The following is a 24,289-nucleotide window of genomic DNA, read 5'->3' as shown; positions in this document are numbered from 1 at the left end:
AGTCAGAGATGGTATTCTCTGGCTGTTTTTATTTTCAGAAAATAATAATTTCTCATTGAAAACGCTATCATTCAAGATCTCGACTTGAAAAGGATTGTTCTTTAGTGTTTAAATGAGTAAGGCAGATATTTTTTGAATTTACTAAGAACGATTTTATACATATTTTTTATGATCCGGGTCGAACATAAAGTCACCGGACTATAGGTAAAAAGGAGCGTCATTTTATGTCCAAAATTATCGCAATCAATGCTGGAAGCTCATCACTGAAATTTCAACTGTTCGACATGCCCAGCGAAAAAGTATTAACAAAAGGTTTAGTTGAACGAATTGGGCTGGACAACGGCATCTTCACCATTTCTGTCAACGATGAAAAGAAAAGTGAAACAACTGATATTCCGGATCATTCCGTAGCCGTAAAAATGCTGCTGGATAAACTGACCACATTCGGCATCATCAAGGATTTAAATGAAATCGACGGAATCGGCCACCGCGTCGTTCACGGAGGCGAAAAGTTCAGCGACTCCGTTTTATTGACGGATGAAATGATCCATGAGATCGAAGAGATTTCAGAACTCGCGCCGCTTCATAACCCGGCCAATATCGTCGGAATCAAAGCGTTTAAAGAAGTTCTTCCAAATGTTCCTGCCGTGGCCGTTTTTGATACAGCATTCCATCAAACGATGCCGGAACAATCTTATTTATACAGTCTGCCATATGAATATTATGAAAAATTCGGGATCCGTAAATACGGTTTCCACGGTACATCGCATAAATATGTAACTGAACGTGCGGCAGAGCTCCTCGGCCGTCCGCTTGAAGAACTTCGCCTGATCTCCTGCCACCTCGGAAACGGGGCGAGCATCGCAGCTGTTGAAGGCGGCAAATCAATCGATACATCAATGGGCTTCACTCCGCTTGCGGGTGTGGCGATGGGGACGCGTTCAGGAAACATCGACCCTGCACTCATTCCGTTCATTATGGAAAAAACGGGACAAACAGCTGACGAAGTCCTGAACACGCTCAACAAAAAGAGCGGTCTTTTGGGTGTTTCCGGTTTCTCAAGCGATTTGCGCGACATCGTTGAAGCGGCTAAAGAAGGCAATGAGCGTGCGGAAACAGCGCTCGAAGTGTTCGCAAGCAGAATTCATAAATACATCGGTTCTTATGCAGCGAGAATGAGCGGTGTAGACGCGATCATTTTCACTGCCGGCATCGGCGAAAACAGCGTTGAAGTCAGAGAACGTGTTCTTCACGGACTGGAGTTCATGGGCGTATATTGGGACCCTGCACTGAATAATGTCCGCGGAAAAGAAGCGTTTATCAGCTATCCGCATTCTCCTGTCAAAGTCATCATCATTCCGACGAATGAAGAAGTGATGATTGCAAGAGATGTTGTAAGATTGGCCCAGTAATTTTAAAATGGCAGCCTTCTCTAGAGAGAAGGCTGTTTTTTTATCATCGCTTCCCTTTATAATAAAAAAGGAATGCAAAAAAGGAGGCGTCATCCATGAGTGTTGAGCAGCACAAAAAAGAAGCGCCCGACCGGGTCTTCTGCAAGGTCATTACTGTTAGTGATACGAGATCGGAAGAAACGGATAAAAGCGGGCGGCTGATGAAAGAATTCTTGAAGGAAGCGGGCCATGAAGTGATCTCATATGACATTGTCAAAGACGAAAAAGAAGCCATTCAGGCGGCAGTGTTTGAAGGCTGCCTTGATGACCGCATCGATGCGATTTTGCTGAACGGCGGGACAGGCATAGCAGCAAGGGATGTGACGATCGAATCGATTGTCCCCCTCTTTTCAAAAGAGATTCCGGGTTTCGGGGAAATATTCCGCATGCTCAGCTACACGGAGGATATCGGTGCAAGCGCGATTCTTTCAAGAGCGGCGGCGGGCGTTATCCAAAACAAGGCCGTTTTTGCGACGCCTGGTTCAAGCGGTGCGGTGAAGCTTGCGATGTCAAAGCTGATTGTTCCTGAAATCGCCCATGTCATCAGAGAGCTGAGAAAAGACAAGCAGTCAACAAAATCCGATTGATGCAACCAAAACAGGCTGAATATGAACTGAACTTCATTCATTAAAAATGAATGAAGTTTTTTTTATAAAAAGGTTGAAAAAACGAGACTTCCTTGTTAAAGTGTATACATATTAAATGTATTTTTATTAGACAAAACTTATTTTTATACAAAAAAGAGCACCTAGATGAGAGGAGTTTTACAAAATGACGCAAAAGAAAAAAGTGGTTTTAGCATACTCGGGAGGGCTTGATACCTCTGTCGCGATCAAATGGCTTCAGGAGCAGGGATATGATGTGGTGGCCTGCTGCCTTGACGTCGGCGAAGGGAAGGACTTGGCATTCATTCAGCAAAAAGCGCTTCAGGTTGGAGCTGTTCATTCTTATGTCATCGATGCAAAAGAAGAATTTGCACAGGATTTCGCTCTGATCGCCCTTCAGGCTCATACGCTGTATGAAGGGAAGTACCCGCTTGTCTCAGCTCTTTCAAGACCGCTGATCGCAAAGAAGCTGGTTGAAGTGGCAGAAAAGGAAAATGCCGTAGCCGTAGCACACGGCTGCACCGGAAAAGGAAATGACCAGGTCCGTTTTGAAGTGTCCATTAAATCGTTGAATCCGGATCTGGAAGTTCTTGCGCCCGTCCGCGAATGGAAGTGGTCCCGCGACGAAGAGATCGCATATGCAGAAAAACACGGTATTCCGATTCCGATCAATCTTGACAGCCCATATTCAATCGACCAGAACCTGTGGGGCAGAAGCAATGAATGCGGCGTTCTTGAAGATCCATGGGCAGCGCCTCCTGAAGGAGCGTATGATTTGACGAAGCCGCTTGAAAAAACCCCTGATTCGCCTGAAGTGATCGAAATTGCTTTTGAACAAGGAATTCCGGTATCAATCGACGGTGTTCCGTATTCCCTGTCAGACTTGATTTTGAAGCTGAATGAACTGGCAGGCGAGCATGGCGTGGGACGTATCGACCATGTGGAGAACCGCCTTGTCGGCATCAAGTCCCGTGAAGTCTATGAATGTCCGGGCGCGATGACTTTGATCAAAGCGCACAAGGAGCTGGAAGATTTGACATTGGTGAAAGAAGTGGCGCACTTTAAGCCATTGATCGAGCAAAAAATGGCGGAAGTGATTTATAACGGACTGTGGTTTTCTCCTTTGAAAGATGCCCTTTTCGCTTTCCTGAAAGAAACGCAGCAGCATGTCACAGGCGTCGTCCGCGTCAAGCTGTTTAAAGGCCATGCCATCGTTGAAGGCCGTCATTCCGAGTACTCTCTCTATGATGAAAAACTGGCGACATATACGAAAGATGATGCTTTTGACCATCATGCGGCAGTCGGTTTTATCGAACTGTGGGGACTTCCGACAAAAGTAAACAGCATCGTCAAAAAAAAGGAGCAGATTAAAGCATGAAAAAGCTTTGGGGAGGCCGGTTCCAAAAAACACCGGAAAAATGGGTCGATGAGTTCGGGGCCTCGATCCACTTTGACAAAGCGCTTGTAAAAGAAGATATCGCCGGGTCTCTCGCGCATGCTTCCATGCTTGAAAAATGCGGCATTTTAACCGAAGCTGAAGCGTCCAAAATAAAAGAAGGTCTGACATCTCTTTTAAATAAAGCGGAAAAAAACGAACTCGATTTTTCGGTTGATTATGAAGACATTCATTTAAATCTTGAAAAAATGCTCATCGATGAAATCGGACCGCTCGGCGGAAAGCTTCACACGGCCAGAAGCCGAAACGACCAGGTTGCGACCGATATGCATCTGTATTTAAAACAGCATACAGAGCATATCATCGAGCTGATTGCCGCCTTTCAAAGTGTGCTTGTCGAGAAGGCGGAGGAACATGTGGAGACGGTTCTTCCCGGCTATACGCATCTGCAGCGGGCTCAGCCGATTTCTTTCGCCCATCACCTTTTAGCATACTTTTGGATGCTTGAGCGTGATAAAGAACGCTACAATGACTCGTTAAAACGGATCAATAAATCGCCGCTGGGCTGCGGAGCCCTTGCAGGGACGACATTTCCGATTGACCGTGAATATTCGGCCGAACTGCTCGGCTTTGATTCGATTTATGAAAACAGTCTTGACGGGGTCAGCGACAGGGATTTCATCCTTGAGTTTTTAAGTGCAAGCAGCATTTTGATGATGCATTTGTCGCGATTTTCCGAAGAAATCATCCTTTGGTGCTCACAGGAATTTAAGTTTATCGAACTTGACGACACATATGCGACAGGCAGCAGCATGATGCCGCAGAAAAAAAATCCCGACATGGCTGAGCTCATCCGCGGAAAAACCGGGCGGGTATACGGCGATCTTCTTGGGCTTCTGACGATCATGAAAGGTCTTCCGCTGGCTTACAATAAAGATTTGCAGGAAGATAAGGAAGGCATGTTTGATACGGTTCAAACGGTGGAAGGAAGCCTTGAGATCTTTGCCGGCATGATTCAAACGATGACGGTCAACAAAAGCATGATGAAAAAAGCGACGGAACAGGACTTTTCAAATGCAACAGAGCTTGCCGATTATCTGGCGAAAAAGGGAATGCCGTTCAGAGAAGCGCATGAGGTCGTCGGCAAGCTTGTCTATACTTGTATTGAGAAAGGCATTTTCCTGAAGGGTCTGCCGATGGAAGAATTCAAAAAGGCGAGCGGGCTTTTTGAGGAAGATGTTTACATCGTGCTTGACCCCCATCATGCGGTTGAGAAAAGAATGAGCGAAGGCGGAACCGGATTTAAAAAAGTGGCGGAAGCGATCCAAAAAGCAAAACAATCTTTAAACAATTTTTAACATGACCCGATTTCGATTCATAACTATGCTGATCAAAGGCAAAATAAAGCTGTGAATCGAAAAAGTGGGGTGTAGGAATGAAAAAGGATCAGTTACAATCGGCATATTTGTTTGATGCCGATGGCGAGAAAGAAACCGTCCAGCAAATTTCTGATGCCTATTTCAGCGGATTTGTAGCTCATGATGACGAACAGCCGCTTTTAGATCAAGACAAACAATAAAAAGCCGGCGCAGGCTGAAGCCCGATTGAACAATCGACGGCTTCAGCTTTTTTTAATGGCGGCATTTTTGAAAAATGCCGATGCTCTACATGTGATATCCTCATGGTTTTGTAGTAAAGTATAAGTAGAAAAGAATATCATGCCAATGATGGAGAATTCCGAGAACCAATGCTTGGGGGGAAATGATGTGCGCCATGCGTTAATTACAGCCGGCTCAAAAGGTTTGGGGCGTAAAGTGACCGAAGCGCTCTTGGAGAAAGGGTATTCAGTGACGGTCAATTACAGGCAGGATGAAGAAGCCGTCAGCCGCCTCAAAAGAGAATGGCGGTCATGCCTCGACCGTCTGCAGTTTGTAAAGGGAGATGTCACGAAAAAGGAAGATTTGCTTCACATGGTGAACGCTGCTCTCGAGCGGTTTGGAAAAATCGACCTGCTGATTAATAATGCCGGCCCATACATATTTGAACGGAAAAAGCTGGCGGATTATACTGATGATGAATGGTATAACATGCTTGAAGGCAATCTAAGCGCTGTCTTCCATCTGTTTAAAGCGGTCATTCCAAGCATGAGAAGCCGCAAGTTCGGCCGTATTATCACCTACGGATTTCAGGGAGCAGATCACGCGCCCGGCTGGCTGCACCGCTCCGCTTTTGGAGCGGCGAAAGTCGGACTTGCTTCATTGACGAAAACGATCGCTATCGAGGAAGCGGGCTCGGGCATTACGGCCAACATGGTCTGCCCGGGCAACATCGTCGGGGAGATGAAGGAAGCCTCGATCTCGGAAGCGAGGGCTTCGCTTGACAACGAAACACCGATCGGCAGGTCGGGAACGGGTGAAGACATCGCGAGGATCATCGCATTTCTTTGTGACGAAGATTCAGACTACATTACAGGAACGGTGATTGAGGCGACAGGCGGCTTAAATGTGATAAACCGCCATTCTCTCTAAGCCGTTTTTAAAAAAGATATTAGGGGTGGATATGATGAAAGTGACTTACCATGGCCATTCAGTGATCTCAGTTGAGACGGGAAAGCATAATATCATATTTGATCCGTTTATCACAGGAAACACATTAACAGATTTAAAGCCTGAAAACGTCAAAGCGGATGTGATTCTTCTAACGCACGGCCACAATGACCATGTCGGCGACACAGTGGACATCGCCAAGCGTAACAACGCGCTTGTCGTAGCTCCGAATGAACTGGCGGTTTATCTCGGCTGGAAGGGGCTGAATGTACACCCGATGCATATCGGCGGCTCTCATCAGTTCGATTTTGGGAAAGTGAAATTAACCCAGGCTTTCCATGGCTCAGCTTATACCGAAGAAGACGGCCATAAGCTGGTCTATACGGGAATGCCTGCCGGGATTCTCTTGACTGTTGAAGGGAAGACGATTTTTCATGCAGGGGATACCGGTCTCTTTTCAGATATGAAGCTTATCGGTGAACTGAATCATATTGATCTCGCATTTTTGCCGATCGGCGACAATTTTACGATGGGCCCGGAAGATGCAAAGCTTGCTGCAGAGTGGCTCAGGGCGAAACAAGTCGTTCCCGTCCATTATTCCACATTCCCTGTGATCGAGCAGGATCCGCACGCCTTTGCAGACAGCCTGCCGGGCGGCGTCGGAAAGGTGCTTGAGGTCGGCGGTTCGATCGAATTAAAATAGACCTGGCCGCACCGGATTTTCTAACGGGATCAATCGCAATAAGCTTTTAAGCGTGGATTCGCAAATGAATTCACGCTTTTATTTTGATTGATAACGAACCCAGTGTTTTATCCATTTCGCTTCAGGTTTTTACGTATGAATATTGTTGTGCGGTGAGAACGAATGTGCAAAAATAGATGTGAATTGGGGGTGTGAAAATTGAAATATACTTGTCCATGTTGTGGTTACAAAACCCTCGATGAAAAACCCCCAGGCACATTTGACATTTGCGCTGTTTGTTTTTGGGAAGATGACGAAGTCCAATACGATGATCCCGATTTTTCCGGCGGTGCCAATATTCCTTCATTAAGGCAAGCGCAAAAAAACTTTCTTGAATTTGGGGCTTGTGAAGAAAGATGTATTGAATTTGTTCGAAAACCAAATAAGGATGATATAAAAGACCCTGATTGGAGATCACTAGAAAAAGATTAAAATCATGATTTTTATGAATCATGGAACCTCAACGGGAAGAGATTTATGGGGTCTTTTGATCTTATATGTCAATCAAAACATGTCAATCATGATAAAATAGAGCGAGAGACGATTAAAGCAGTGTTGGAGGATGATGATGAGGGTATTGAAGTACGCGATTTTAGGATTGCTTGATAAAGGCAGCCTCAGCGGCTATGATATGACCAGCCGTTTTAAAGCTGAGCTCGGCCAGTTTTGGTCAGCGAAGCACAGCCAGATTTATCCCGAGCTGAAAAAGCTGACAGATGAGGGGTTTATTGAATTTCAAACCGTGATTCAAGGGGAGAAATTGGAAAAGAAAATGTACTCCATCACACCGGAAGGCAAGCGCGAGCTCCACGAGTGGCTCACAGCCTACAAGCCTGTCCCCGATACGGTGAAAGACGAATTTATGCTAAAGGCATATTTTATCTCTTCGATGGAGCTTGATGAAGCCAGAGGCCTTTTTTCCGACCAGCTTCTGAAACGAAGGAAAAAAGCCGCCTTTTTAAAAGAAAGGCTTCAAGAGCTGAAAGATGAAGCGGATGATCCGGTTTCCTTTCAGTCTCCGCACTTCGGCCATTACTTGGTTTTGACAAGGGCGCTGGAGCGGGAAAATGGTTATTGTTCCTGGCTGGAGAACGCGCTGAAGCTGATGGAGGATGGCGAGCCCCCTGCTTGAATGCCTTGAGCCGGATTGCGGTCAAAACGCCCAAGCATTTATAATAAAATCATATCTAGCAGTCAGAGGATGAAGGTGAAACGAGTGGCAACAAAGCATGAACAGATTTTAAAATATATCGATTCCTTACCCGTCGGCGAAAAAATCTCTGTCAGACGGATTGCCAAAGAGATGAAAGTGAGTGAAGGGACGGCTTACAGAGCGATTAAAGAAGCTGAAAACAAAGGGTATGTCAGCACGATCGAAAGAGTCGGAACGATCAGAATCGAACAGAAGAAAAAAGAAAACATTGAAAAGCTGACCTATGCAGAAGTAGTCAATGTGATTGACGGGCATGTCCTCGGCGGGAAAGCAGGGCTCCATAAAACGCTCAATAAATTCGTCATCGGTGCCATGAAGCTTGATGCGATGATGAGATATACCGGAGCCGGCAACCTTTTGATTGTCGGAAACCGGTTCGATGCGCACCGCCAGGCCTTGGAAGCGGGTGCGGCTGTTTTGGTAACAGGCGGCTTTGACACGGAGCCGGAAATTATTGAGCTCGCTGACAAGCTCGAGCTGCCGGTTATATCGACAAGCTATGACACCTTTACCGTCGCAGCGATGATCAACAGGGCGATCTATGATCAGCTCATCAAAAAAGAAGTCGTGCTTGTTGAAGACATTTTGACCCCGCTCGAAAAAACGGTCTGCTTATCACCGCATGAAAAGTTGGAAAGATGGTATGAAAAAAACTTTGAAACGGGTCACGGCCGCTTCCCGGTCGTTGATGATCAGATGAGAATCCACGGCATTTTGACCTCAAAGGATGTGGCGGGGTATGACCGCTCTGTGCTGATTGAAAAAGTCATGACGAAAAATCCGATTACGGTGGTCGGCAAAACATCTGTCGCTTCCGCGGCGCAGATGATGGTCTGGGAAGGAATTGAAGTGCTTCCTGTTGTCGATGAACGCCAAAAGCTGATCGGCATGATCAGCAGACAGGATGTTTTAAAAGCGTTGCAAATGATTCAAAAACAGCCGCAGGTCGGTGAAAAGCTCGATGACATCATAACGGGCGGTTTCAAGGAATCGGAAAACGACAAGACCAAGCCCACACCTGTATATCAATATGAAGTTACACCGCAAATGACGAATCATTTGGGGACGATTTCCTACGGCGTATTTACGACTATACTGACCGAAGCGGCAAACCGCTTTTTGCGTTCGCACAAAAAAGGCGACCTTGTCATCGAGAGCATGACGATTTATTTTTTGAAGCCGGTGCAAATGGAGTCTGTCATTGAAATTAAACCGAACATACTTGAAGCCGGAAGGAAATTCGGAAAAATGGATATAGAAGTCTTTCACCAAGGTGCTCTCGTCGGCAAAGCGATGATGATGATTCAGCTGATGGAAAGAAGCTAAGGGACGTGCCGATGTCCCTCTTTTTTCTCAGGCGTTTTCCCTTTCATTTTCTTTGGCGAGGAGAGGGACATAGTGCTTATAAGCTTTATATCCGGCCCACATGCTTCCGAGTCCGGTCAACACAAAAATGACGCCGATCACGGCGGTGAGCGCCCCTCTGTATAAAAACAGCTGGTTGATCCCGAAAAACATGATAAAAAGGCCTAAGCTCATACTCGATTTGGCGGAGAAGTATTCCTTTTCAACCGCCCTTTTTGTGCGCACATATTTTACTTTGTAGAACACATACAAAATGGCTGAAACCACAATGAAAAAAACAAAAAACGGCATAATCGACATCCTCCATTGTAAGTTTTACAAACCCATTGTATACATAAACGGGTCCGCTTTCTACAATAAAAAGTCATGACTTTCACTTTCCACCAACAACTTATTATGATTTAATGGTTAAAAACAAGTAAAGAAGGGGCACGGCATGAAAAAAGAATTGATCAGAACCATATCATTATATGACACTATCATCATACATAGACATGTGAGACCTGACCCGGATGCCTACGGATCTCAATGCGGCCTTACGGAAATCCTGAAGGAAACGTATCCGGAAAAAAATATTTTTGCAGTCGGAGCGCCTGAACCATCGCTGTCGTTTTTATATACCCCTGATGAGATTGAAGATTCGGTTTACGAAGATGCACTCGTCATCGTTTGTGATACGGCCAATCAAGCGAGAATTTCCGATCAGCGCTACAAGTTGGGCAGCAAGCTGATCAAAATCGACCATCACCCGAATGAAGATCAGTATGGCGACCTTTTGTGGGTGGATACAAGCGCGAGCTCAACGAGTGAAATGATTTATGAACTGTATTTGACCGGAAAAGAAGAGGCGGGATGGAAGCTTCCCGTGAAAGGAGCAGAACTGATTTACGCCGGCATCGTCGGTGATACCGGCCGCTTTCTCTTTCCGAACACAACGAAAAAGACGTTAAAATACGCCGGCGAGCTGATCGAATATCCGTTTTCTTCACAGGAACTTTTCGATCAATTATATGAGACGAAATTAAATGTTGTGCGTTTGAACGGATACATTTATCAAAATGTCTCGTTATCGGAAAACGGTGTGGCTTCCGTTTTTATTACAAAGGATATTTTGAATCAGTTCAATATCACGCCGTCTGAAGCCTCACAGCTCGTCAGCACGATCGGCAATATTTCCGGTATCAAGGCCTGGGTGTTTTTTGTTGAGGAAAGCGATCAAATCCGCGTAAGGCTTCGATCAAAGGGGCCGATTGTCAATGAAGTGGCCAAAAAATACAACGGCGGAGGCCATCCGCTTGCAGCAGGGGCTTCCATTTATGACTGGAAAGACACCGATTTGGTCATCGCTGATTTGGAGCGTATTTGCACGGAATACAAATAAGAGGGGGGATCCCCTCTTTTTGCAGTATGATTGTATGCGTTTGCAATTTTTGCGTTATTGATACGCCGTCAGATAAGAAAGCCTGGACGGCACGGGCTGCATGCGCTCCGGTTTACTCGGGAATAAACCAGGAACCGAGATCTGTCACATCTTCGTAGACATGAATGTTTTGCGCTTGCAGTTCTTTTTTGATAAGGGACGCGAGACTTTCAGTTTCCGCATAAGCCGAGTAGCCGAGCTTGATCCGGTTGACTTTATCTCTTGCCAGCTGATGGTAACTGTAAATGTACATTCTGCCTTCCTCCCTTTTTTAGCTTTCGTATCGCTTACTGTCAGTTTAAAATAAAATATGGAAAAAAGCGACGAATGTCTTTAAATAGTTAAAAAAAATCCATATTTTCATTCTGAAAAAGATATTTTAATTTCCACAGAAAGCCTCGTATAGATCGTCAATTCAGTCACTTTGGCTTTGTAGGTTTTATCGTTAATCGTATATTCCTTGTTTTCAATCGTGCGCTTTAAAAGCTCTTTTGTCCGGTAAACACTTTCGATATCCTTTGTAATGACATCTGAAATATCATCGCGAATGTGCTCTTCAAAATTCATCATGTCAGGCTGTGACAGCTTGTATTGTTTCCCGTTGATCAGCTTGACGTCCACGCTTTGAATCAACAGTCTTCTTTTATTGTCTTCATTCAGTTTATGGAGATCCTCCCGGTAAATGGTGATCTGGTCATTCAAGTCTTCGATGCGCTCCTTCTGCTCACGAATCATCACGACCTGCTTTTCCTGAAAGGTGCCGTACGTAAACAGAAAAACGAGCCAGCTGACGATGGCTCCGCACATCATTCCGGCAAAAAAACGCTGCCATCCCGGCTTTTTATAGTAAGGAGGAATTCTCATGAGGAGATATGCTCCTGTGTGAGCCAATTGATGATCAAAAACCCTGTCTGCGCTCCTCCCATCGCCGAAAGGATCAGGAGAAGCTGTTTTACGATGTCTCTTGTATTGCCTTCAATGATGCCTCTTTCAAAGCTGTAAACGGCATCGAATGTACCGCCGATGGCGGCGACCAGTGCCCAGATCTTCAGTCGGTTGGCAAGACTTGTAATAATCGACAAAGGCGGCTGCCCCGACAGGTAAGCGCCGATGCCGCCGATCAATGCACCGCCGAGAAGAACGCCGAGCGCAATAAAATAAGAACTGATAAAGTTTGGCAAAAAGGGCTGTTCAGGGTCCATTTCGATCACCTCACCTTTTAACATGATATGGACAAAGCGAGACAAGTATGATCGAAAAGACAAGAAAGAACATTTGTTTCTCATTCACTCACATCTTATAATGAAAAGAGATGGCTCGAAAAAGGAAGGGGTGACAGAATGCCTTTTGTTCACCTGCAAGTACATAGCGGCTACAGCTTGTTAAACAGCGCCGCATCTGTAGAGGATCTCACGGCCAAGGCGAAAGAGATGGGTTACAGCGCACTGGCCTTGACGGATGATGAGGTCATGTACGGAGCGGTGGAGTTTTACAAAGCGTGCAAAAAACGCGGCATCAAGCCGATTATCGGGCTGACCGCAGCCGTTTTGACAGATGAAAAAGAACAGCTTTCATATCCGCTCGTTCTGTTAGCGAAAACAAATAACGGATACAATAATCTGCTGAAAATCAGCAGTGTTTTACAGTCAAAATCAAAAACAGGCATCAAGGAAAAATGGCTCAAAAGCTATCATGAAGGCATTATCGCGCTGACAACAGGTGAGACAAGCTATGTTGAAACCCTTTTAAAAGAGGGTCTGACAAAAGAGGCCGAAGAGGCCGCGCTCCGCTATCAGTCCATCTTTGGCGAAGGCAGCTTTTATTTGTCATATCAGCCGTACAAAGCAGACCCGTTCCTTTCTGAACGCATTCTTGAGCTGTCGGCAAAAACGGGAATTCCGATCGCCGCCTCTGGAGACGTCAGGTACATCGAGAAAGAGGATGTCACAGCCTATACGTGCTTAAAAGCGATTAAAGCGGGGGAAAAACTCGGAGAAAACCTGGAGGGGAAGAACGATCAGCATCTTGATTTAAAACCGCCAGCTGAAATGCTGGAGATTTATCAGGACCAGCCCGACGCATTGGAGAACACGATCAAGATCGCAAGGCAATGCCGCGTCGATTTGAGCCTCGGCCAGACGCGTCTGCCCAAATATCCGGCGCCGGACGGGAAGAATCCCGACGATTACTTAGCCGAACTTTGCTTTGAAGGGCTTAGGAAGCGGCTTGCCGAACCGCCTTCACAGGAATATGCCGAGCGGCTTGAATATGAGCTTGCCGTTATTCGAGACATGGCCTTCAGCGACTATTTCTTAATCGTTTGGGATTTTATGAAATTTGCGCACGAAAACGGAATTTTTACAGGCCCGGGCCGCGGATCTGCGGCCGGTTCTCTTGTCGCCTATACGCTGTTTATCACAGATGTGGACCCGATCAAACATAAGCTGCTGTTCGAGCGGTTTTTAAATCCCGAGCGGATCAGCATGCCTGATATAGATATCGATTTTCCGGATACGCGAAGGGATGAAGTCATTCAGTACGTCAAAAATAAATACGGCGACATGCATGTTGCCCAGATTATTACATTTGGAACACTGGCCGCCAAAGCGGCGCTAAGAGACGTCGGACGGGTGATGGGCATCAGCCCGAAGGAAGCCGATCAGCTGGCGAAGCTGATTCCTTCCAAGCCGGGAGTCACATTAAAAGAAGCCCTGGAACATTCTTCAGAGCTCGGCAAACGACTCAAAGAATCAAAAAAGCTGCAGGAGATATTTAAAACGGCCCAAAAAATCGAAGGTTTGCCGCGCCATACATCGATTCACGCGGCAGGGGTCGTCTTAAGCGAAGAGCCCCTGACCAATGTAATACCGATACAGGAGGGCCATGACGGCGTATATTTAACACAGTATTCCATGAGCTATCTGGAAGATTTGGGACTTTTGAAAATGGATTTTCTCGGCCTGCGCAACTTGACGCTCATCGAGTCGATCAAGGCGCTGATTGAAAAAAAGGAACGGATCAAGATTGATCTCTCGGATATTTCCTATCGCGATGAGCAAACGTTTCAACTGTTGTCGGCAGGGGATACAACGGGTATTTTTCAGCTCGAATCAGCCGGCATGAGAAATGTCTTAAAAAGGCTGAAGCCGACTAGCCTTGAGGATATTGTCGCCGTCAACGCCCTGTACCGCCCCGGACCGATGGAAAATATTCCGCTGTACATCAAGAGAAAGCACGGCCAATCTCCGGTATTTTACCCGCACGAAGATCTGAAGGACATTTTAAAAGACACGTACGGAGTCATTGTCTATCAGGAGCAGATCATGATGATTGCATCAAAAATGGCGGGCTTCAGACTGGGGGAAGCCGACCTTCTCAGAAGAGCCGTCGGCAAAAAAAACAAGGAAATCCTTGATACAGAGAGAAATCATTTTATTAATGGGTGTTTGAAAAAAGGATATTCCGCTCAATCAGCAAATGAGGTATACGATCTGATTGTGAAATTTGCCAATTACGGTTTTAACCGCAGCCATGCGGTTGCCTACAGCATGATCGGCTATCAGCTCGCCTATTTAAAAGCTCATTTTCCCCTGTATTTTATGTGCGGGCTTTTGACGAGCGCGATTGGCAATGAGGAGAAGCTTGCCCAGTACATCTATGAAGCAAAAGGCAAAGGGTTGAACGTTTTGGGGCCTTCGATCAACAAAAGCGGCTACCCGTTCACTGTTGAAAACGGCGCGCTCCGCTATAGCCTGAGAGCAGTGAAAGGCGTCGGCATTTCCGCGGTGAAAGACATTTACAGAGCGAGAAGGGAAAAGCCATTTTCCGACCTGTTCGATTTCTGCGTCAGGACCTCTGTGAAAAGCGTGAACAGGAAAACGATCGAAGCGTTAATATTCGCCGGGGCAATGGATGAATTCGGCGAAAACCGCGCCACATTGCTGGCTTCGATAGACATCGCATTGGAGCATGCTGAATTATTTGCCGGGGACAATGACCAGCTCGGCTTCTTCCTTGATGAAGGCTTGACCATCAAGCCGAAATATGCAGAAGCGGAAGAAATGCCGCTCGTCGACCTGCTTGCCCGCGAAAAAGAAACGCTCGGCATCTACTTCTCAAACCATCCGCTTTCCGTTCATCGCGAGCGATTGGCTGAGGCGGGGGCGCATCCGATCATTCAGCTTCTCGCCTCAGATCAGAAAAAAGCCGCGCTCGGCGCGCTTTTAACCAAAATGAAAACGATCCGGACAAAAACGGGACAGACGATGGCTTTTCTTGAATTGAGCGATGAAAGCGGGGAAATGGAAGCGGTCGTTTTTCCAGAGCAGTTCAGACAGCTTTCGCCGATATTGGAAGAGGGGGCGCAGGTTTTTGCGGAGGGGCGCATCGAGACAAGAAACGAAAAGCGCCAGCTGATTGTCGCCTCAGTTTCCCTGCTTGAATCGCTGCACACCAAAAGGCAGCCTTCCGTTTATATCAAAGTGGAGGAAAATCAGCATAACCAAGAAATCCTTGAAAAAATCAGCAGCATTTTGCTTGAGCACAAAGGCGGTACACCGGTCTGCATCTACTACGAAAAGAAAAAACAAACGATGAAGCTTCCCGAGGCGTACAGCATAACGGCCGATCACGCCGTGCTTTACAGGCTGAAAAGCGTCGTCGGCGAAAGAAATGTTGTGCTCAGATAGCAGCCGATATGAGCATATTCGATTAAAAAAATGCGGGAATTGTGTTATCATTTTTAAGATTCTATTGCTCGTTTTACAAGAATCTTAGCAGGACCCGAAGCAAAATTTTAGACAGAATTCCCTTGAAGGAGTGTTTGTTAATATGTCATTGAAAGAAAAAGCGCTGCATATGCACAAAGTAAACCAAGGTAAATTAGAATCAAAATCAAAAGTGCAGGTTCGAAATGCGGATGATTTAAGCCTTGCGTATTCTCCCGGTGTAGCGGAGCCATGCAAAGCCATTTATGATGACAACAGCAAAGTATATGATTATACAATGAAGGGAAACATGGTAGCAGTCGTATCAGACGGGACGGCTGTGCTCGGCCTCGGCAACATCGGCCCTGAAGCCGCCCTTCCCGTCATGGAAGGAAAGGCGGTGCTTTTCAAAAGCTTCGCTGGTGTGGACGCTTTCCCGATTTGTTTAAATACATCGGATGTGGATAAAATTGTTGAAACGGTCAAGCTGCTTGAGCCGACATTCGGCGGTGTCAACCTGGAAGATATTGCGGCTCCGAACTGCTTTGTCATTGAAGAACGCCTCAAAAAAGAAACGAAAATTCCGGTGTTCCACGATGATCAGCACGGTACCGCAATCGTTACTGTAGCAGGCCTTGTCAATGCCCTTAAGCTGTCAGGCAAATCGATGTCCTCCGTTAAAGTTGTGGCCAACGGAGCCGGTGCGGCCGGAATCGCCATTATCAAGCTGCTTTATCATTTTGGCGTTCGCGACATCATTATGTGCGATACAAAGGGCGCGATTTATGAAGGGCGTCCGAACGGCATGAACGCTGTAAAAGCCGAGGTTGCCAAGTACACAAATAAAAACCGAATAGAAGGATCGCTTCAAGACGTGATCAAGGATGCGGATGTTTTTATCGGTGTATCTGTAGAAGGAGCCCTGACAAAAGAAATGGTTCAAAGCATGGCGGATCAGCCGATCATTTTCGCCATGGCCAACCCAAATCCGGAAATTATGCCTAGCGAAGCGCATGAAGCCGGAGCAAGCGTCGTCGGCACAGGCCGCTCAGATTTCCCTAACCAGGTGAACAATGTCCTCGCATTCCCGGGCATTTTCCGCGGAGCGCTTGACGTACGCGCAACCCACATCAACGAAGAGATGAAAATCGCCGCTGTTGAAGCGATCGCATCGCTCGTCTCCGACGAAGAACTGAAACCTGAATACGTGATTCCGGCTCCATTTGATCCGAGGGTCGCCCCGGCCGTTGCCAAAGCTGTTGCCAAAGCCGCGATGGAGACAGGGGTGGCGAGGATCGATGTAGATCCTGAAGAAGTCGCTGAAAAAACAAGAAAACTGGCAGTGATCGAAGAAAACTAAAACTTCTCATTTTGATCAGCGCGTGACAGCCCTGTTTCAGGGAGCTGTCACGCGCTGTTTCTCAAATGAACTGCGCGTTTTTTCCTCTTATTGGAGATGCGCCAGGGGAGTCAGACGCTTCCGGGAAATTTTTTTCGGCCTGCTTTTTCAATCTTTTGTATCCGCTCTCAAGGCTGATATATCAAATTGCCGCCCGCTGATCCCGTTCACCTTGATTTCCGCGTTTGCCGATTAAAAATGTCGAATTGAGGATGACACGGTTTGACAAAAAAAGTACAATAGTTTCGGTATAGTGATGTTCTAGTCTATGAGCAGGACAGGCATATATGAAGAACCCTTCAAAAAGGGAGGTAATCTTTTGTTAAAAGATATATTCACTAAAAAGAAAAAGAAATACGCTTCCGTTCCCGCGGAAAAGGCGAAGCAAGATGTGCCGGAAGGGATTATGACCAAATGCCCCAACTGCAAAAAAATCATGCTCACAAAAGAGCTCGATAAAAACTTAAGGGTCTGCATGAACTGCGGCTATCATCTGCAAATGAACGCGAAGCAGCGTATAAAAAGCCTGGTTGACGACCAGACTTTTGAAGAATTTAATCAGGATATGGTCTCGGAAAATCCGCTCGAATTCCCGGGTTACCTGGAGAAGCTTGAAAAAGACAAGGAAAAGACGTCTTTAAACGAGGCTGTCGTAACCGGAAAAGGCATGATCGACGGGCATCCGGCGGTCGTCGCAGTAATGGACTCAAGCTTCAGAATGGGAAGCATGGGATCTGTTGTCGGTGAAAAAATTACGCTGGCGATTGAAAAAGCGAGAGAAGAAAAAATTCCTTTCATCATTTTTACAGCTTCCGGAGGAGCGAGAATGCAGGAAGGCCTTCTCAGTTTGATGCAGATGGCGAAAACAAGCTCCGCACTGAAGCTCTTCAGCGAAGAACAAGGCTTGATCATTTCGGTGATGACACATCCGACGACAGGCGGGGTGTCCGCAAGCTTTGCGTCCCTCGGAGACTACAATCTCGCCGAGCCAGGCGCCCTGATCGGCTTTGCAGGCAGAAGAATTATTGAACAAACGATCCGTGAAGAACTGCCCGAGGATTTTCAGACGGCAGAATTCCTGCTGAAACACGGACAGCTTGACTCCGTCGTTCACAGAGCCGACATGAGAAAAACGCTCGGCAGCATTTTAAGCATGCACCAAACTGGAGGTGATCTCGAGTGGCTGGAGAATTAGAATTTGAAAAGCCGGTAATCGAACTGCGCGATAAGATTGCCGAACTGAAAAAGTTTACACAGAATTCGGATATGGATTTAAGCGCTGAAATTACAAAGCTTGAAGCGCGTCTGGAACGGCTTGAAGAAGATATCTATACAAACCTGAAAGCCTGGGACAGAGTCCAGATTGCAAGGCATCCGAACCGTCCGACAACGCTCGATTATATCGAACATCTCTTTACCGATTTTTTCGAATGCCACGGGGATCGTTATTTCGGTGATGATGAAGCGATTGTCGGCGGCATCGCCAAGTTCAAGGGGCTTCCTGTTACCGTCATCGGCCAACAGCGGGGGAAGGATACAAAAGAGAACATCCGCCGCAATTTCGGGATGCCGCATCCGGAAGGATACCGAAAAGCGCTGAGGCTGATGCATCAAGCTGATAAATTTAACAGGCCGATCATTTGCTTTATCGATACAAAAGGAGCTTATCCGGGAAAAGCGGCTGAAGAAAGAGGGCAAAGCGAGGCCATCGCGAAAAACCTTTTTGAAATGGCAGGACTCTCCGTGCCCGTCATCTCCATCGTCATCGGCGAAGGAGGAAGCGGGGGAGCCCTTGCGCTCGGCGTTGCAAACCGCTTATTCATGCTGGAAAACTCAACTTATTCGGTGATCTCTCCAGAAGGCGCGGCAGCGATTCTCTGGAAGGATTCAGGGCTCGCCAAAAAAGCGGCTGAAACAATGAAAATCACCGCTCCCGATCTGAAAGAATTAGATATTATCGATCATGTTATAAAAGAAGTAAGAGGCGGAGCACACCGCGATGTGAAGAAGCAGGCCGGATATATTGATGAAGTGCTGAAAGATGCGCTCAAGTCCCTGTTGAAACTGGATCAAACGGAGTTAATCCAGCAAAGATATGACAAATATAAATCAATTGGAAAAATCTCGACTGAAAACCAATATGTTGGGGTAAAATAAGTAAACGTGAGGCCTTTTGGCTCACGTTTATTTTTTATGAGAGCGAAGAAAGTGAAAGGATTGTGTCATTTGCCGTGATTTTTCAAAGAGTTTGTTTAAAATTTATTTAAAAACTGTTTGTTTAATTGTATAATGATTAAGGTTTTATAAGGGATTTTCAGAAAAATTACATCCCTTTTTCATTGTTTTTGCGGCAATGTACGTGTTAAGGTAAATTATATAAGTTTTAGAGGTGAAAAAGATGAAGCGTATCGGAGTATTGACGAGCGGCGGGGATTCCCCTGGAATGAACGCGGCTGTTCGCGCGGTTGTCAGGAAAGCGATATACCATAATGTGGAAGTTTACGGAATTTATAATGGTTATTCAGGTTTAATCAACGGCAAAATAGAAAAGCTAGAACTCGGTTCTGTCGGAGATATCATCCACCGCGGCGGAACAAAGCTTTATACAGCAAGATGTCCAGAGTTTAAAACGGTAGAAGGACGGGAAAAAGGCATAGCGAACCTGAAAAAATATGGGATAGAAGGATTAGTTGTCATCGGCGGAGACGGTTCTTATATGGGAGCCAAGAAGCTGACAGAACACGGTTTTCCTTGCGTCGGCGTACCGGGAACGATCGACAACGACATTCCTGGAACAGATTTGACGATCGGCTTTGATACGGCCTTAAACACCGTGATTGACGCCATTGACAAAATCAGGGATACGGCGACATCTCATGAACGTACATATGTGATCGAAGTAATGGGCCGCCATGCCGGAGATATCGCACTATGGTCAGGTCTGGCCGGAGGAGCGGAATCGATTCTGATTCCTGAAGCCGACTACGATATGGAAGAGATCCTCGCCAGACTGCAAAGAGGACATGAGCGCGGCAAAAAACACAGCATTATCATCGTTGCAGAAGGTGTCGGAAGCGGAGTTGAATTCGGCAAACGGATCGAAGAAGCCACAAATCTCGAAACTAGAGTATCCGTTCTTGGACACATTCAGCGCGGGGGATCACCGACGGCCGCTGACCGCGTATTGGCGAGCCGGCTGGGAGCCTTTGCGGTTGAACTGCTTCTTGAAGGAAAAGGCGGACGCTGTGTAGGCATTCAAAATAATAAACTTGTTCATCATGATATCATTGAAATTCTTGATCAGAAACATACCGTTGACCAGAGCATGTACCGCCTGTCTCAAGAACTGTCAATCTAGTGTAAACCCGAGGAGGAAGCAATATGAGAAAGACTAAAATCGTTTGTACAATAGGTCCGGCCAGCGAAAGTGTGGAAAAGCTCACTCAGCTGATGGAAGCCGGAATGAACGTGGCGCGTCTCAACTTTTCCCACGGAGATTTTGAAGAGCACGGCGCAAGGATCAAAAACATCCGCGAAGCGGCCGCCAAGCTCGGAAAAGATGTAGGGATTCTTCTTGATACAAAAGGGCCGGAAATCCGCACGCACACGATGGAAAATGGTGCAATTGAGCTGGAAGCCGGTTCACAGCTGATCGTTTCAATGGAGGAAGTCATTGGGACGACAGAAAAAATTTCTGTTACATATGACGGTTTGATTGATGATGTGTCAGCAGGTTCAACCATTTTACTTGACGACGGCCTGATCGGTCTTGAAGTCATCGAAGTGAACGCAGACAATGGCGAAATTTTGACGAAAGTCATGAACAGCGGAACACTCAAAAATAAAAAAGGCGTCAATGTGCCGGGTGTCAGTGTGAACCTTCCGGGAATTACGGAAAAGGACGCGAAGGATATCGTCTTCGGAATTGAACAAGGCGTCGATTTCATCGCTGCGTCATTTGTGCGCCGCCCGTCAGATGTTCTTGAAATCCGCGAATTGCTTGAAGAGCATCGCGCAACAGACATCCAAATTATCCCGAAAATCGAAAATCAGGAAGGTGTCGATAATATCGACCGCATTCTGGAAGTGTCTGACGGCCTGATGGTTGCCCGCGGCGATTTGGGCGTTGAAATCCCGGCGGAAGAGGTGCCGCTCGTTCAAAAAGAGCTGATCAAAAAATGTAATGCGCTCGGCAAGCCTGTCATCACGGCAACACAGATGCTGGACAGCATGCAGCGCAACCCGCGTCCGACGCGCGCTGAAGCGAGCGATGTCGCAAATGCGATCTTTGACGGCACAGATGCGATCATGCTTTCAGGTGAAACGGCAGCCGGAAATTATCCGGTAGAAGCCGTGCAGACGATGCACAATATTGCATCCCGCTCAGAAGAAGCGCTCAACCATAAAAAAATTCTTTCTGCAAGAAGCAAACAAGTCGGTATGTCGATTACCGATGCAATCGGCCAGTCCGTTGCACACACAGCGATTAATCTCGATGTTTCGGCGATTGTGGCGCCTACAGAAAGCGGCCATACAGCGAGAATGATCTCCAAATATCGCCCGCAGGCGCCGATCGTTGCCGTTACTGTCAATGACTCCGTTTCAAGAAAGCTGTCTCTTGTCTTCGGCGTTTTCGCTACGAGCGGCCAAAATCACAGCTCTACGGATGAGATGCTTGAAAATGCGGTGCAAAAGTCGCTTGATACAGGCCTTGTCCGCCATGGCGATTTGATTGTGATTACAGCCGGTGCTGTCGGTGAAGCCGGTACAACGAACTTGATGAAGGTATATGTTGTCGGTGATGTGGTGGCAAAAGGACAAGGAATCGGCCGTAAATCGGCGATAGGAGAAGTGGTCATTGCCGAAAACGCGAAAGACGCGAGCGAAAAAATGAAAGACGGCGCCGTATTGGTGACAAAATGCACGGACCGCGATATGATCGCATCGATCGAAAAAGCGGGTGCTTTGATCACGGAAGAAGGCGGCTTAACAAGCCATGCGGCTGTTGTAGGCTTAAGCCTCGGCATTCCTGTTATTGTCGGTGTCGAAAATGCCACTTCCATCTTGAAACAAGGTGAAGAAATTACGGTCGACTCAGCCAGAGGAGCAGTTTACAGAGGACGTGCAAGCGTTCTTTAATATCTTGTCATTTTCCGGAAAAGAAGGGGAATCCATTTCCCTTCTTTTTTTGCAAGCTATGAAAACGTGCACAAAAAAAGAGCGGCCGTTCGCTTCTATCTAAGAACACGAGGTGAAAGCAATGAAGTTTTTCTTATTATTTCTCGTCATCTTCCCCGCTAGTGAAATCGGTCTGTTTTTATTGTCGGCTAATTGGATCGGCGTGCTTCCGACCGTTTTGCTGATCATCCTGACGGGCTTTCTCGGTGCAGCTCTCGCAAAAAAACAAGGGATCGAGGTATACCACAAGGTGCAGCGCGATCTTCAATACGGAAAGATGCCCGGAGATGCGATTTTAGACGGGCTCTGTATCTTCATTGGCGGCATGCTGCTTCTTTTGCCCGGGTTTTTATCGGATATCATCGGATTGCTGCTTCTGTTTCCGGCTTCACGCAACCGTCTGAAGCCATTCTTGTCCCGCAAGCTGAAAAGGATGTCTGAAGGCAGGCGGGTGAAAATCATCAAATAGTTTTATTGGTGCGGCAGCCTGCTGTAATGCGGATTGTCGTTTATTTTTGCTCTCCTTTTATAATAAATAGCCATATGTCTTTTAAAATCCCCGTCGTAAAGAGCGCTTGAATAAGGACGAGAAGCGCGGGACCCATGATCAGTCCGAGAAACCCAAACAACTTGAACCCGGCAAAAAGGGCGATTAACGTGCTTAAAGGGTGAAGTCCGATCGATTTGCTCAAAATTTTTGGTTCGGCAAGCTGTCTGAAAAGCAGGACCACAACGTACAAAACCCCGAGGCCGATCGCAAACGGCAGCTGTTTGGTTATCGCTAAATAGACGATCCATGGGACAAACACAGACCCCGCCCCGAGATATGGGAGAAGATCGACAATCGCGATCAAAAAGGCGATGGCGATCGCGTGGTTGACCTTTAATACGAACAGTCCGATCATCACGAGAACCATCGTGATGGTCACGAGTGCAAGCTGAGCCTTTAAAAATCCCGCTAGTGCTTTTTTCAATTCAGCATAGACCGCAGCTGCCCCCGAGACCAGGCGTTCTGGTAAAAATGCCTGCGCTCCTTTTTTCAATTTATGAAGATCTTTGCTGATGAAAAAAGTGGCCAGCAGTGAAAAAATCAGCACGGCTGCCGTATTTGGCAGAAATGCGAAAAAAAGCGGCACCGTTTCAAGAATTTTAGAAAGGAATAAGGCGGTGCTTGAGGCGATTTTACTGCCCAAATGTTCGATCTGCGTGATGATGGATTCCTGCTGGCCGGCTTCGAGCCCGTCAAAATATGCGGCAAGCTGATTGTACAGCGGCATGATTCTGTTTGTGAAAAAATGCTCGACATAAAGAGCTGCCCGATTCAGCTGGGCGGGCAGTATTTTGGCCAAATAAGCAGCACCGGAGGCGATTTCGGCGACGATCAATGTTAAAAAACCGGCCCCCGCTGTCAAAAAGGCGGACAGTACAATGGCGACATTAAGACCCCTCGGAAAGCCCGACCGCTCTTCCAGCCATTCCACAAAAGGATTGATGATGACAGCGAGAATAAGGGCAATCACAAAAGGATAGGTTAACGGGAAAGAGTAGTAGCCGAGCGTTCCGATAGCCGCAGCGAGGATGAGCACAGAGCCCGCCCGAAGTGCAATTGCAAGATGGGATTGATTCACGTCAAAATCCTCCTGATCAGAAAGCGTGTCCTAATTTCATTTTATTCATGAGTCTTGTTATTATGAGAAAGGTCAATAAAAAATGGAGATGAAAGCAGATGTTTACTCAAGCCAATTTATTTTTGCTACTTTTGCTGGCGATCGCTTTAGTCGCGAAAAACCAGTCTTTAATCATTGCCGTATCCGTCCTGCTTTTAATCAAGCTGGTCGGCCTCGACCAAAAGCTGTTTCCCGCCATACAATCCAAGGGAATCAACTGGGGCGTGACGGTGATTACGATCGCCGTTTTAGTGCCGATTGCAACAGGCGAGATCGGATTTAAGCAGCTCGGTGAAGCGGTGAAATCATATTATGCGTGGATCGCCCTCGGCGCCGGCATCCTCGTAGCGCTGATCGCCAAAAACGGCATCACATTGCTTGCGGAAGATCCGCATATTACAACCGCCCTTGTGTTCGGAACGATTTTAGCCGTCGCTTTATTTAAAGGTGTCGCGGTCGGCCCTTTAATCGGCGCCGGCATCGCATATCTTGTCATGCAGGCGGTACAGCATTTCACTCCGTAGGCATACATGGCAAGACAGTCTCGAAAAAATGCACCCCTTTAAAAAAGGGGTTTTTTCGTTTGATAAGAGAATAAAAC

The 24,289-nt window shown here is 46.7% G+C and carries 24 protein-coding genes; 19 read left to right on the top strand and 5 right to left on the bottom strand.

Features of this window, described 5'->3' with window-relative positions; genetic code table 11:
- The first annotated feature begins 224 nt into the window (after positions 1-224).
- The 10 genes from M654_RS18030 (at position 225) to M654_RS17990 (ending at position 9,279) form a co-directional block, all read left to right on the top strand.
- Complete coding sequence (locus tag M654_RS18030) at positions 225-1,412, top strand: acetate kinase (protein WP_026588251.1); 1,188 nt, start codon at positions 225-227, stop codon at positions 1,410-1,412.
- A gap of 95 nt (positions 1,413-1,507) precedes the next feature.
- A complete protein-coding gene (locus tag M654_RS18025; protein ID WP_026588250.1) occupies positions 1,508-2,038 on the top strand; it encodes a MogA/MoaB family molybdenum cofactor biosynthesis protein in 531 nt (176 codons plus the stop codon).
- A 184-nt stretch (positions 2,039-2,222) separates the two neighbouring features.
- Complete coding sequence (locus M654_RS18020) at positions 2,223-3,434, top strand: argininosuccinate synthase (RefSeq protein ID WP_026588249.1); 1,212 nt, start codon at positions 2,223-2,225, stop codon at positions 3,432-3,434.
- Positions 3,431-4,810, top strand: a complete 1,380-nt coding sequence (gene argH / locus M654_RS18015; RefSeq protein WP_026588248.1) for an argininosuccinate lyase — start codon at positions 3,431-3,433, stop codon at positions 4,808-4,810. Before M654_RS18020 ends, argH begins: the two co-directional genes overlap by 4 nt.
- Positions 4,811-4,887: 77 nt before the next feature.
- Positions 4,888-5,031 carry a hypothetical protein gene (locus M654_RS23630; protein ID WP_179115701.1) on the top strand — a complete coding sequence of 48 codons (144 nt, stop codon included), beginning with the start codon at positions 4,888-4,890 and terminating at the stop codon, positions 5,029-5,031.
- A gap of 187 nt (positions 5,032-5,218) precedes the next feature.
- Positions 5,219-5,980, top strand: coding sequence for an SDR family oxidoreductase (locus M654_RS18010; protein ID WP_026588247.1), 762 nt, complete (start codon positions 5,219-5,221; stop codon positions 5,978-5,980).
- A 34-nt stretch (positions 5,981-6,014) separates the two neighbouring features.
- Positions 6,015-6,701: a metal-dependent hydrolase gene (locus tag M654_RS18005; RefSeq protein ID WP_026588246.1), complete on the top strand. Its 687-nt coding sequence runs from the start codon at positions 6,015-6,017 to the stop codon at positions 6,699-6,701.
- A gap of 198 nt (positions 6,702-6,899) precedes the next feature.
- On the top strand, positions 6,900-7,172 hold the full coding sequence (locus M654_RS18000) for a CPCC family cysteine-rich protein (protein WP_026588245.1): 273 nt from the start codon (positions 6,900-6,902) through the stop codon (positions 7,170-7,172).
- A gap of 136 nt (positions 7,173-7,308) precedes the next feature.
- Positions 7,309-7,872 (top strand): PadR family transcriptional regulator, encoded by a 564-nt coding sequence (locus tag M654_RS17995; protein WP_026588244.1) that lies wholly within the window; start codon positions 7,309-7,311, stop codon positions 7,870-7,872.
- Between the two features lie 84 nt (positions 7,873-7,956).
- Entirely contained in the window at positions 7,957-9,279 is a 1,323-nt protein-coding gene (locus M654_RS17990; protein WP_026588243.1) for a CBS domain-containing protein, read from the top strand.
- Positions 9,280-9,306: 27 nt separating this feature from the next.
- Here M654_RS17990 and M654_RS17985 read toward each other — a convergent pair whose 3' ends face one another.
- Complete coding sequence (locus M654_RS17985; protein ID WP_026588242.1) at positions 9,307-9,609, bottom strand: YtpI family protein; 303 nt, start codon at positions 9,607-9,609, stop codon at positions 9,307-9,309.
- Positions 9,610-9,754: 145 nt separating this feature from the next.
- On the opposite strand from M654_RS17985, the gene M654_RS17980 reads away from it, so the two are divergent.
- Entirely contained in the window at positions 9,755-10,699 is a 945-nt protein-coding gene (locus M654_RS17980; protein WP_026588241.1) for a DHH family phosphoesterase, read from the top strand.
- A 112-nt stretch (positions 10,700-10,811) separates the two neighbouring features.
- On the opposite strand, the gene M654_RS17975 is transcribed toward M654_RS17980, so the two are convergent.
- The 3 genes from M654_RS17975 to M654_RS17965 form a co-directional block, all read right to left on the bottom strand.
- Positions 10,812-10,991 (bottom strand): YtzJ family protein, encoded by a 180-nt coding sequence (locus M654_RS17975; protein WP_026588240.1) that lies wholly within the window; start codon positions 10,989-10,991, stop codon positions 10,812-10,814.
- Between the two features lie 107 nt (positions 10,992-11,098).
- On the bottom strand, positions 11,099-11,602 hold the full coding sequence (gene ytrI / locus M654_RS17970) for a sporulation membrane protein YtrI (RefSeq protein WP_026588239.1): 504 nt from the start codon (positions 11,600-11,602) through the stop codon (positions 11,099-11,101).
- Entirely contained in the window at positions 11,599-11,940 is a 342-nt protein-coding gene (locus tag M654_RS17965) for a sporulation membrane protein YtrH (RefSeq protein WP_026588238.1), read from the bottom strand. The genes ytrI and M654_RS17965 overlap by 4 nt, the downstream gene beginning before the upstream one ends.
- A gap of 138 nt (positions 11,941-12,078) precedes the next feature.
- Here M654_RS17965 and dnaE point away from each other — a divergent pair, with 138 nt between their 5' ends.
- The 7 genes from dnaE (at position 12,079) to M654_RS17930 (ending at position 22,490) form a co-directional block, all read left to right on the top strand.
- Positions 12,079-15,426 carry a DNA polymerase III subunit alpha gene (gene dnaE / locus M654_RS17960; protein WP_026588237.1) on the top strand — a complete coding sequence of 1,116 codons (3,348 nt, stop codon included), beginning with the start codon at positions 12,079-12,081 and terminating at the stop codon, positions 15,424-15,426.
- 142 nt (positions 15,427-15,568) lie between these two features.
- Entirely contained in the window at positions 15,569-16,804 is a 1,236-nt protein-coding gene (locus tag M654_RS17955) for an NADP-dependent malic enzyme (protein ID WP_026588236.1), read from the top strand.
- A 358-nt stretch (positions 16,805-17,162) separates the two neighbouring features.
- Positions 17,163-18,038, top strand: a complete 876-nt coding sequence (gene accD / locus M654_RS17950) for an acetyl-CoA carboxylase, carboxyltransferase subunit beta (RefSeq protein WP_026588235.1) — start codon at positions 17,163-17,165, stop codon at positions 18,036-18,038.
- Positions 18,023-19,000 (top strand): acetyl-CoA carboxylase carboxyl transferase subunit alpha, encoded by a 978-nt coding sequence (gene accA, locus M654_RS17945; protein ID WP_026588234.1) that lies wholly within the window; start codon positions 18,023-18,025, stop codon positions 18,998-19,000. The genes accD and accA overlap by 16 nt, the downstream gene beginning before the upstream one ends.
- Positions 19,001-19,241: 241 nt before the next feature.
- Positions 19,242-20,201 (top strand): 6-phosphofructokinase, encoded by a 960-nt coding sequence (pfkA, locus tag M654_RS17940; RefSeq protein ID WP_026588233.1) that lies wholly within the window; start codon positions 19,242-19,244, stop codon positions 20,199-20,201.
- Between the two features lie 23 nt (positions 20,202-20,224).
- Positions 20,225-21,982 carry a pyruvate kinase gene (gene pyk, locus M654_RS17935; protein ID WP_026588232.1) on the top strand — a complete coding sequence of 586 codons (1,758 nt, stop codon included), beginning with the start codon at positions 20,225-20,227 and terminating at the stop codon, positions 21,980-21,982.
- A gap of 121 nt (positions 21,983-22,103) precedes the next feature.
- Positions 22,104-22,490 carry an FxsA family protein gene (locus M654_RS17930; RefSeq protein ID WP_026588231.1) on the top strand — a complete coding sequence of 129 codons (387 nt, stop codon included), beginning with the start codon at positions 22,104-22,106 and terminating at the stop codon, positions 22,488-22,490.
- A gap of 40 nt (positions 22,491-22,530) precedes the next feature.
- Here M654_RS17930 and ytvI read toward each other — a convergent pair whose 3' ends face one another.
- Positions 22,531-23,649 carry a sporulation integral membrane protein YtvI gene (ytvI, locus tag M654_RS17925; protein ID WP_026588230.1) on the bottom strand — a complete coding sequence of 373 codons (1,119 nt, stop codon included), beginning with the start codon at positions 23,647-23,649 and terminating at the stop codon, positions 22,531-22,533.
- Between the two features lie 98 nt (positions 23,650-23,747).
- Here ytvI and M654_RS17920 point away from each other — a divergent pair, with 98 nt between their 5' ends.
- Positions 23,748-24,212, top strand: a complete 465-nt coding sequence (locus M654_RS17920) for a DUF441 domain-containing protein (RefSeq protein ID WP_026588229.1) — start codon at positions 23,748-23,750, stop codon at positions 24,210-24,212.
- Positions 24,213-24,289: the final 77 nt, after the last annotated feature.

Origin of the sequence: Bacillus sp. NSP9.1, from assembly GCF_000465465.2 — a bacterium.
Taxonomy (GTDB): Bacteria; Bacillota; Bacilli; order Bacillales; family Bacillaceae; genus Bacillus; species Bacillus sonorensis_A.
The sequence above is the reverse complement of the archived record's forward strand: the minus strand, read 5'-3'. Positions and strand labels throughout refer to the sequence as shown.

Excerpts from the sequence above, each read along its gene's own strand:
- pfkA (WP_026588233.1), top strand. The coding sequence starts at position 19,242 with ATGAAGCGTATCGGAGTATTGACGAGCGGCGGGGATTCCCCTGGAATG.
- M654_RS17920 (WP_026588229.1), top strand. The coding sequence starts at position 23,748 with ATGTTTACTCAAGCCAATTTATTTTTGCTACTTTTGCTGGCGATCGCT.
- M654_RS23630 (WP_179115701.1), top strand. The coding sequence starts at position 4,888 with ATGAAAAAGGATCAGTTACAATCGGCATATTTGTTTGATGCCGATGGC.
- M654_RS17985 (WP_026588242.1), bottom strand. The coding sequence starts at position 9,609 with ATGCCGTTTTTTGTTTTTTTCATTGTGGTTTCAGCCATTTTGTATGTG.
- M654_RS18005 (WP_026588246.1), top strand. The coding sequence starts at position 6,015 with ATGAAAGTGACTTACCATGGCCATTCAGTGATCTCAGTTGAGACGGGA.
- dnaE (WP_026588237.1), top strand. The coding sequence starts at position 12,079 with ATGCCTTTTGTTCACCTGCAAGTACATAGCGGCTACAGCTTGTTAAAC.
- argH (WP_026588248.1), top strand. The coding sequence starts at position 3,431 with ATGAAAAAGCTTTGGGGAGGCCGGTTCCAAAAAACACCGGAAAAATGG.
- M654_RS17955 (WP_026588236.1), top strand. The coding sequence starts at position 15,569 with ATGTCATTGAAAGAAAAAGCGCTGCATATGCACAAAGTAAACCAAGGT.
- M654_RS18030 (WP_026588251.1), top strand. The coding sequence starts at position 225 with ATGTCCAAAATTATCGCAATCAATGCTGGAAGCTCATCACTGAAATTT.
- M654_RS17965 (WP_026588238.1), bottom strand. The coding sequence starts at position 11,940 with ATGGACCCTGAACAGCCCTTTTTGCCAAACTTTATCAGTTCTTATTTT.
- M654_RS17930 (WP_026588231.1), top strand. The coding sequence starts at position 22,104 with ATGAAGTTTTTCTTATTATTTCTCGTCATCTTCCCCGCTAGTGAAATC.
- ytrI (WP_026588239.1), bottom strand. The coding sequence starts at position 11,602 with ATGAGAATTCCTCCTTACTATAAAAAGCCGGGATGGCAGCGTTTTTTT.
- pyk (WP_026588232.1), top strand. The coding sequence starts at position 20,225 with ATGAGAAAGACTAAAATCGTTTGTACAATAGGTCCGGCCAGCGAAAGT.
- M654_RS18020 (WP_026588249.1), top strand. The coding sequence starts at position 2,223 with ATGACGCAAAAGAAAAAAGTGGTTTTAGCATACTCGGGAGGGCTTGAT.
- M654_RS17975 (WP_026588240.1), bottom strand. The coding sequence starts at position 10,991 with ATGTACATTTACAGTTACCATCAGCTGGCAAGAGATAAAGTCAACCGG.
- M654_RS18025 (WP_026588250.1), top strand. The coding sequence starts at position 1,508 with ATGAGTGTTGAGCAGCACAAAAAAGAAGCGCCCGACCGGGTCTTCTGC.
- M654_RS17995 (WP_026588244.1), top strand. The coding sequence starts at position 7,309 with ATGAGGGTATTGAAGTACGCGATTTTAGGATTGCTTGATAAAGGCAGC.
- M654_RS17980 (WP_026588241.1), top strand. The coding sequence starts at position 9,755 with ATGAAAAAAGAATTGATCAGAACCATATCATTATATGACACTATCATC.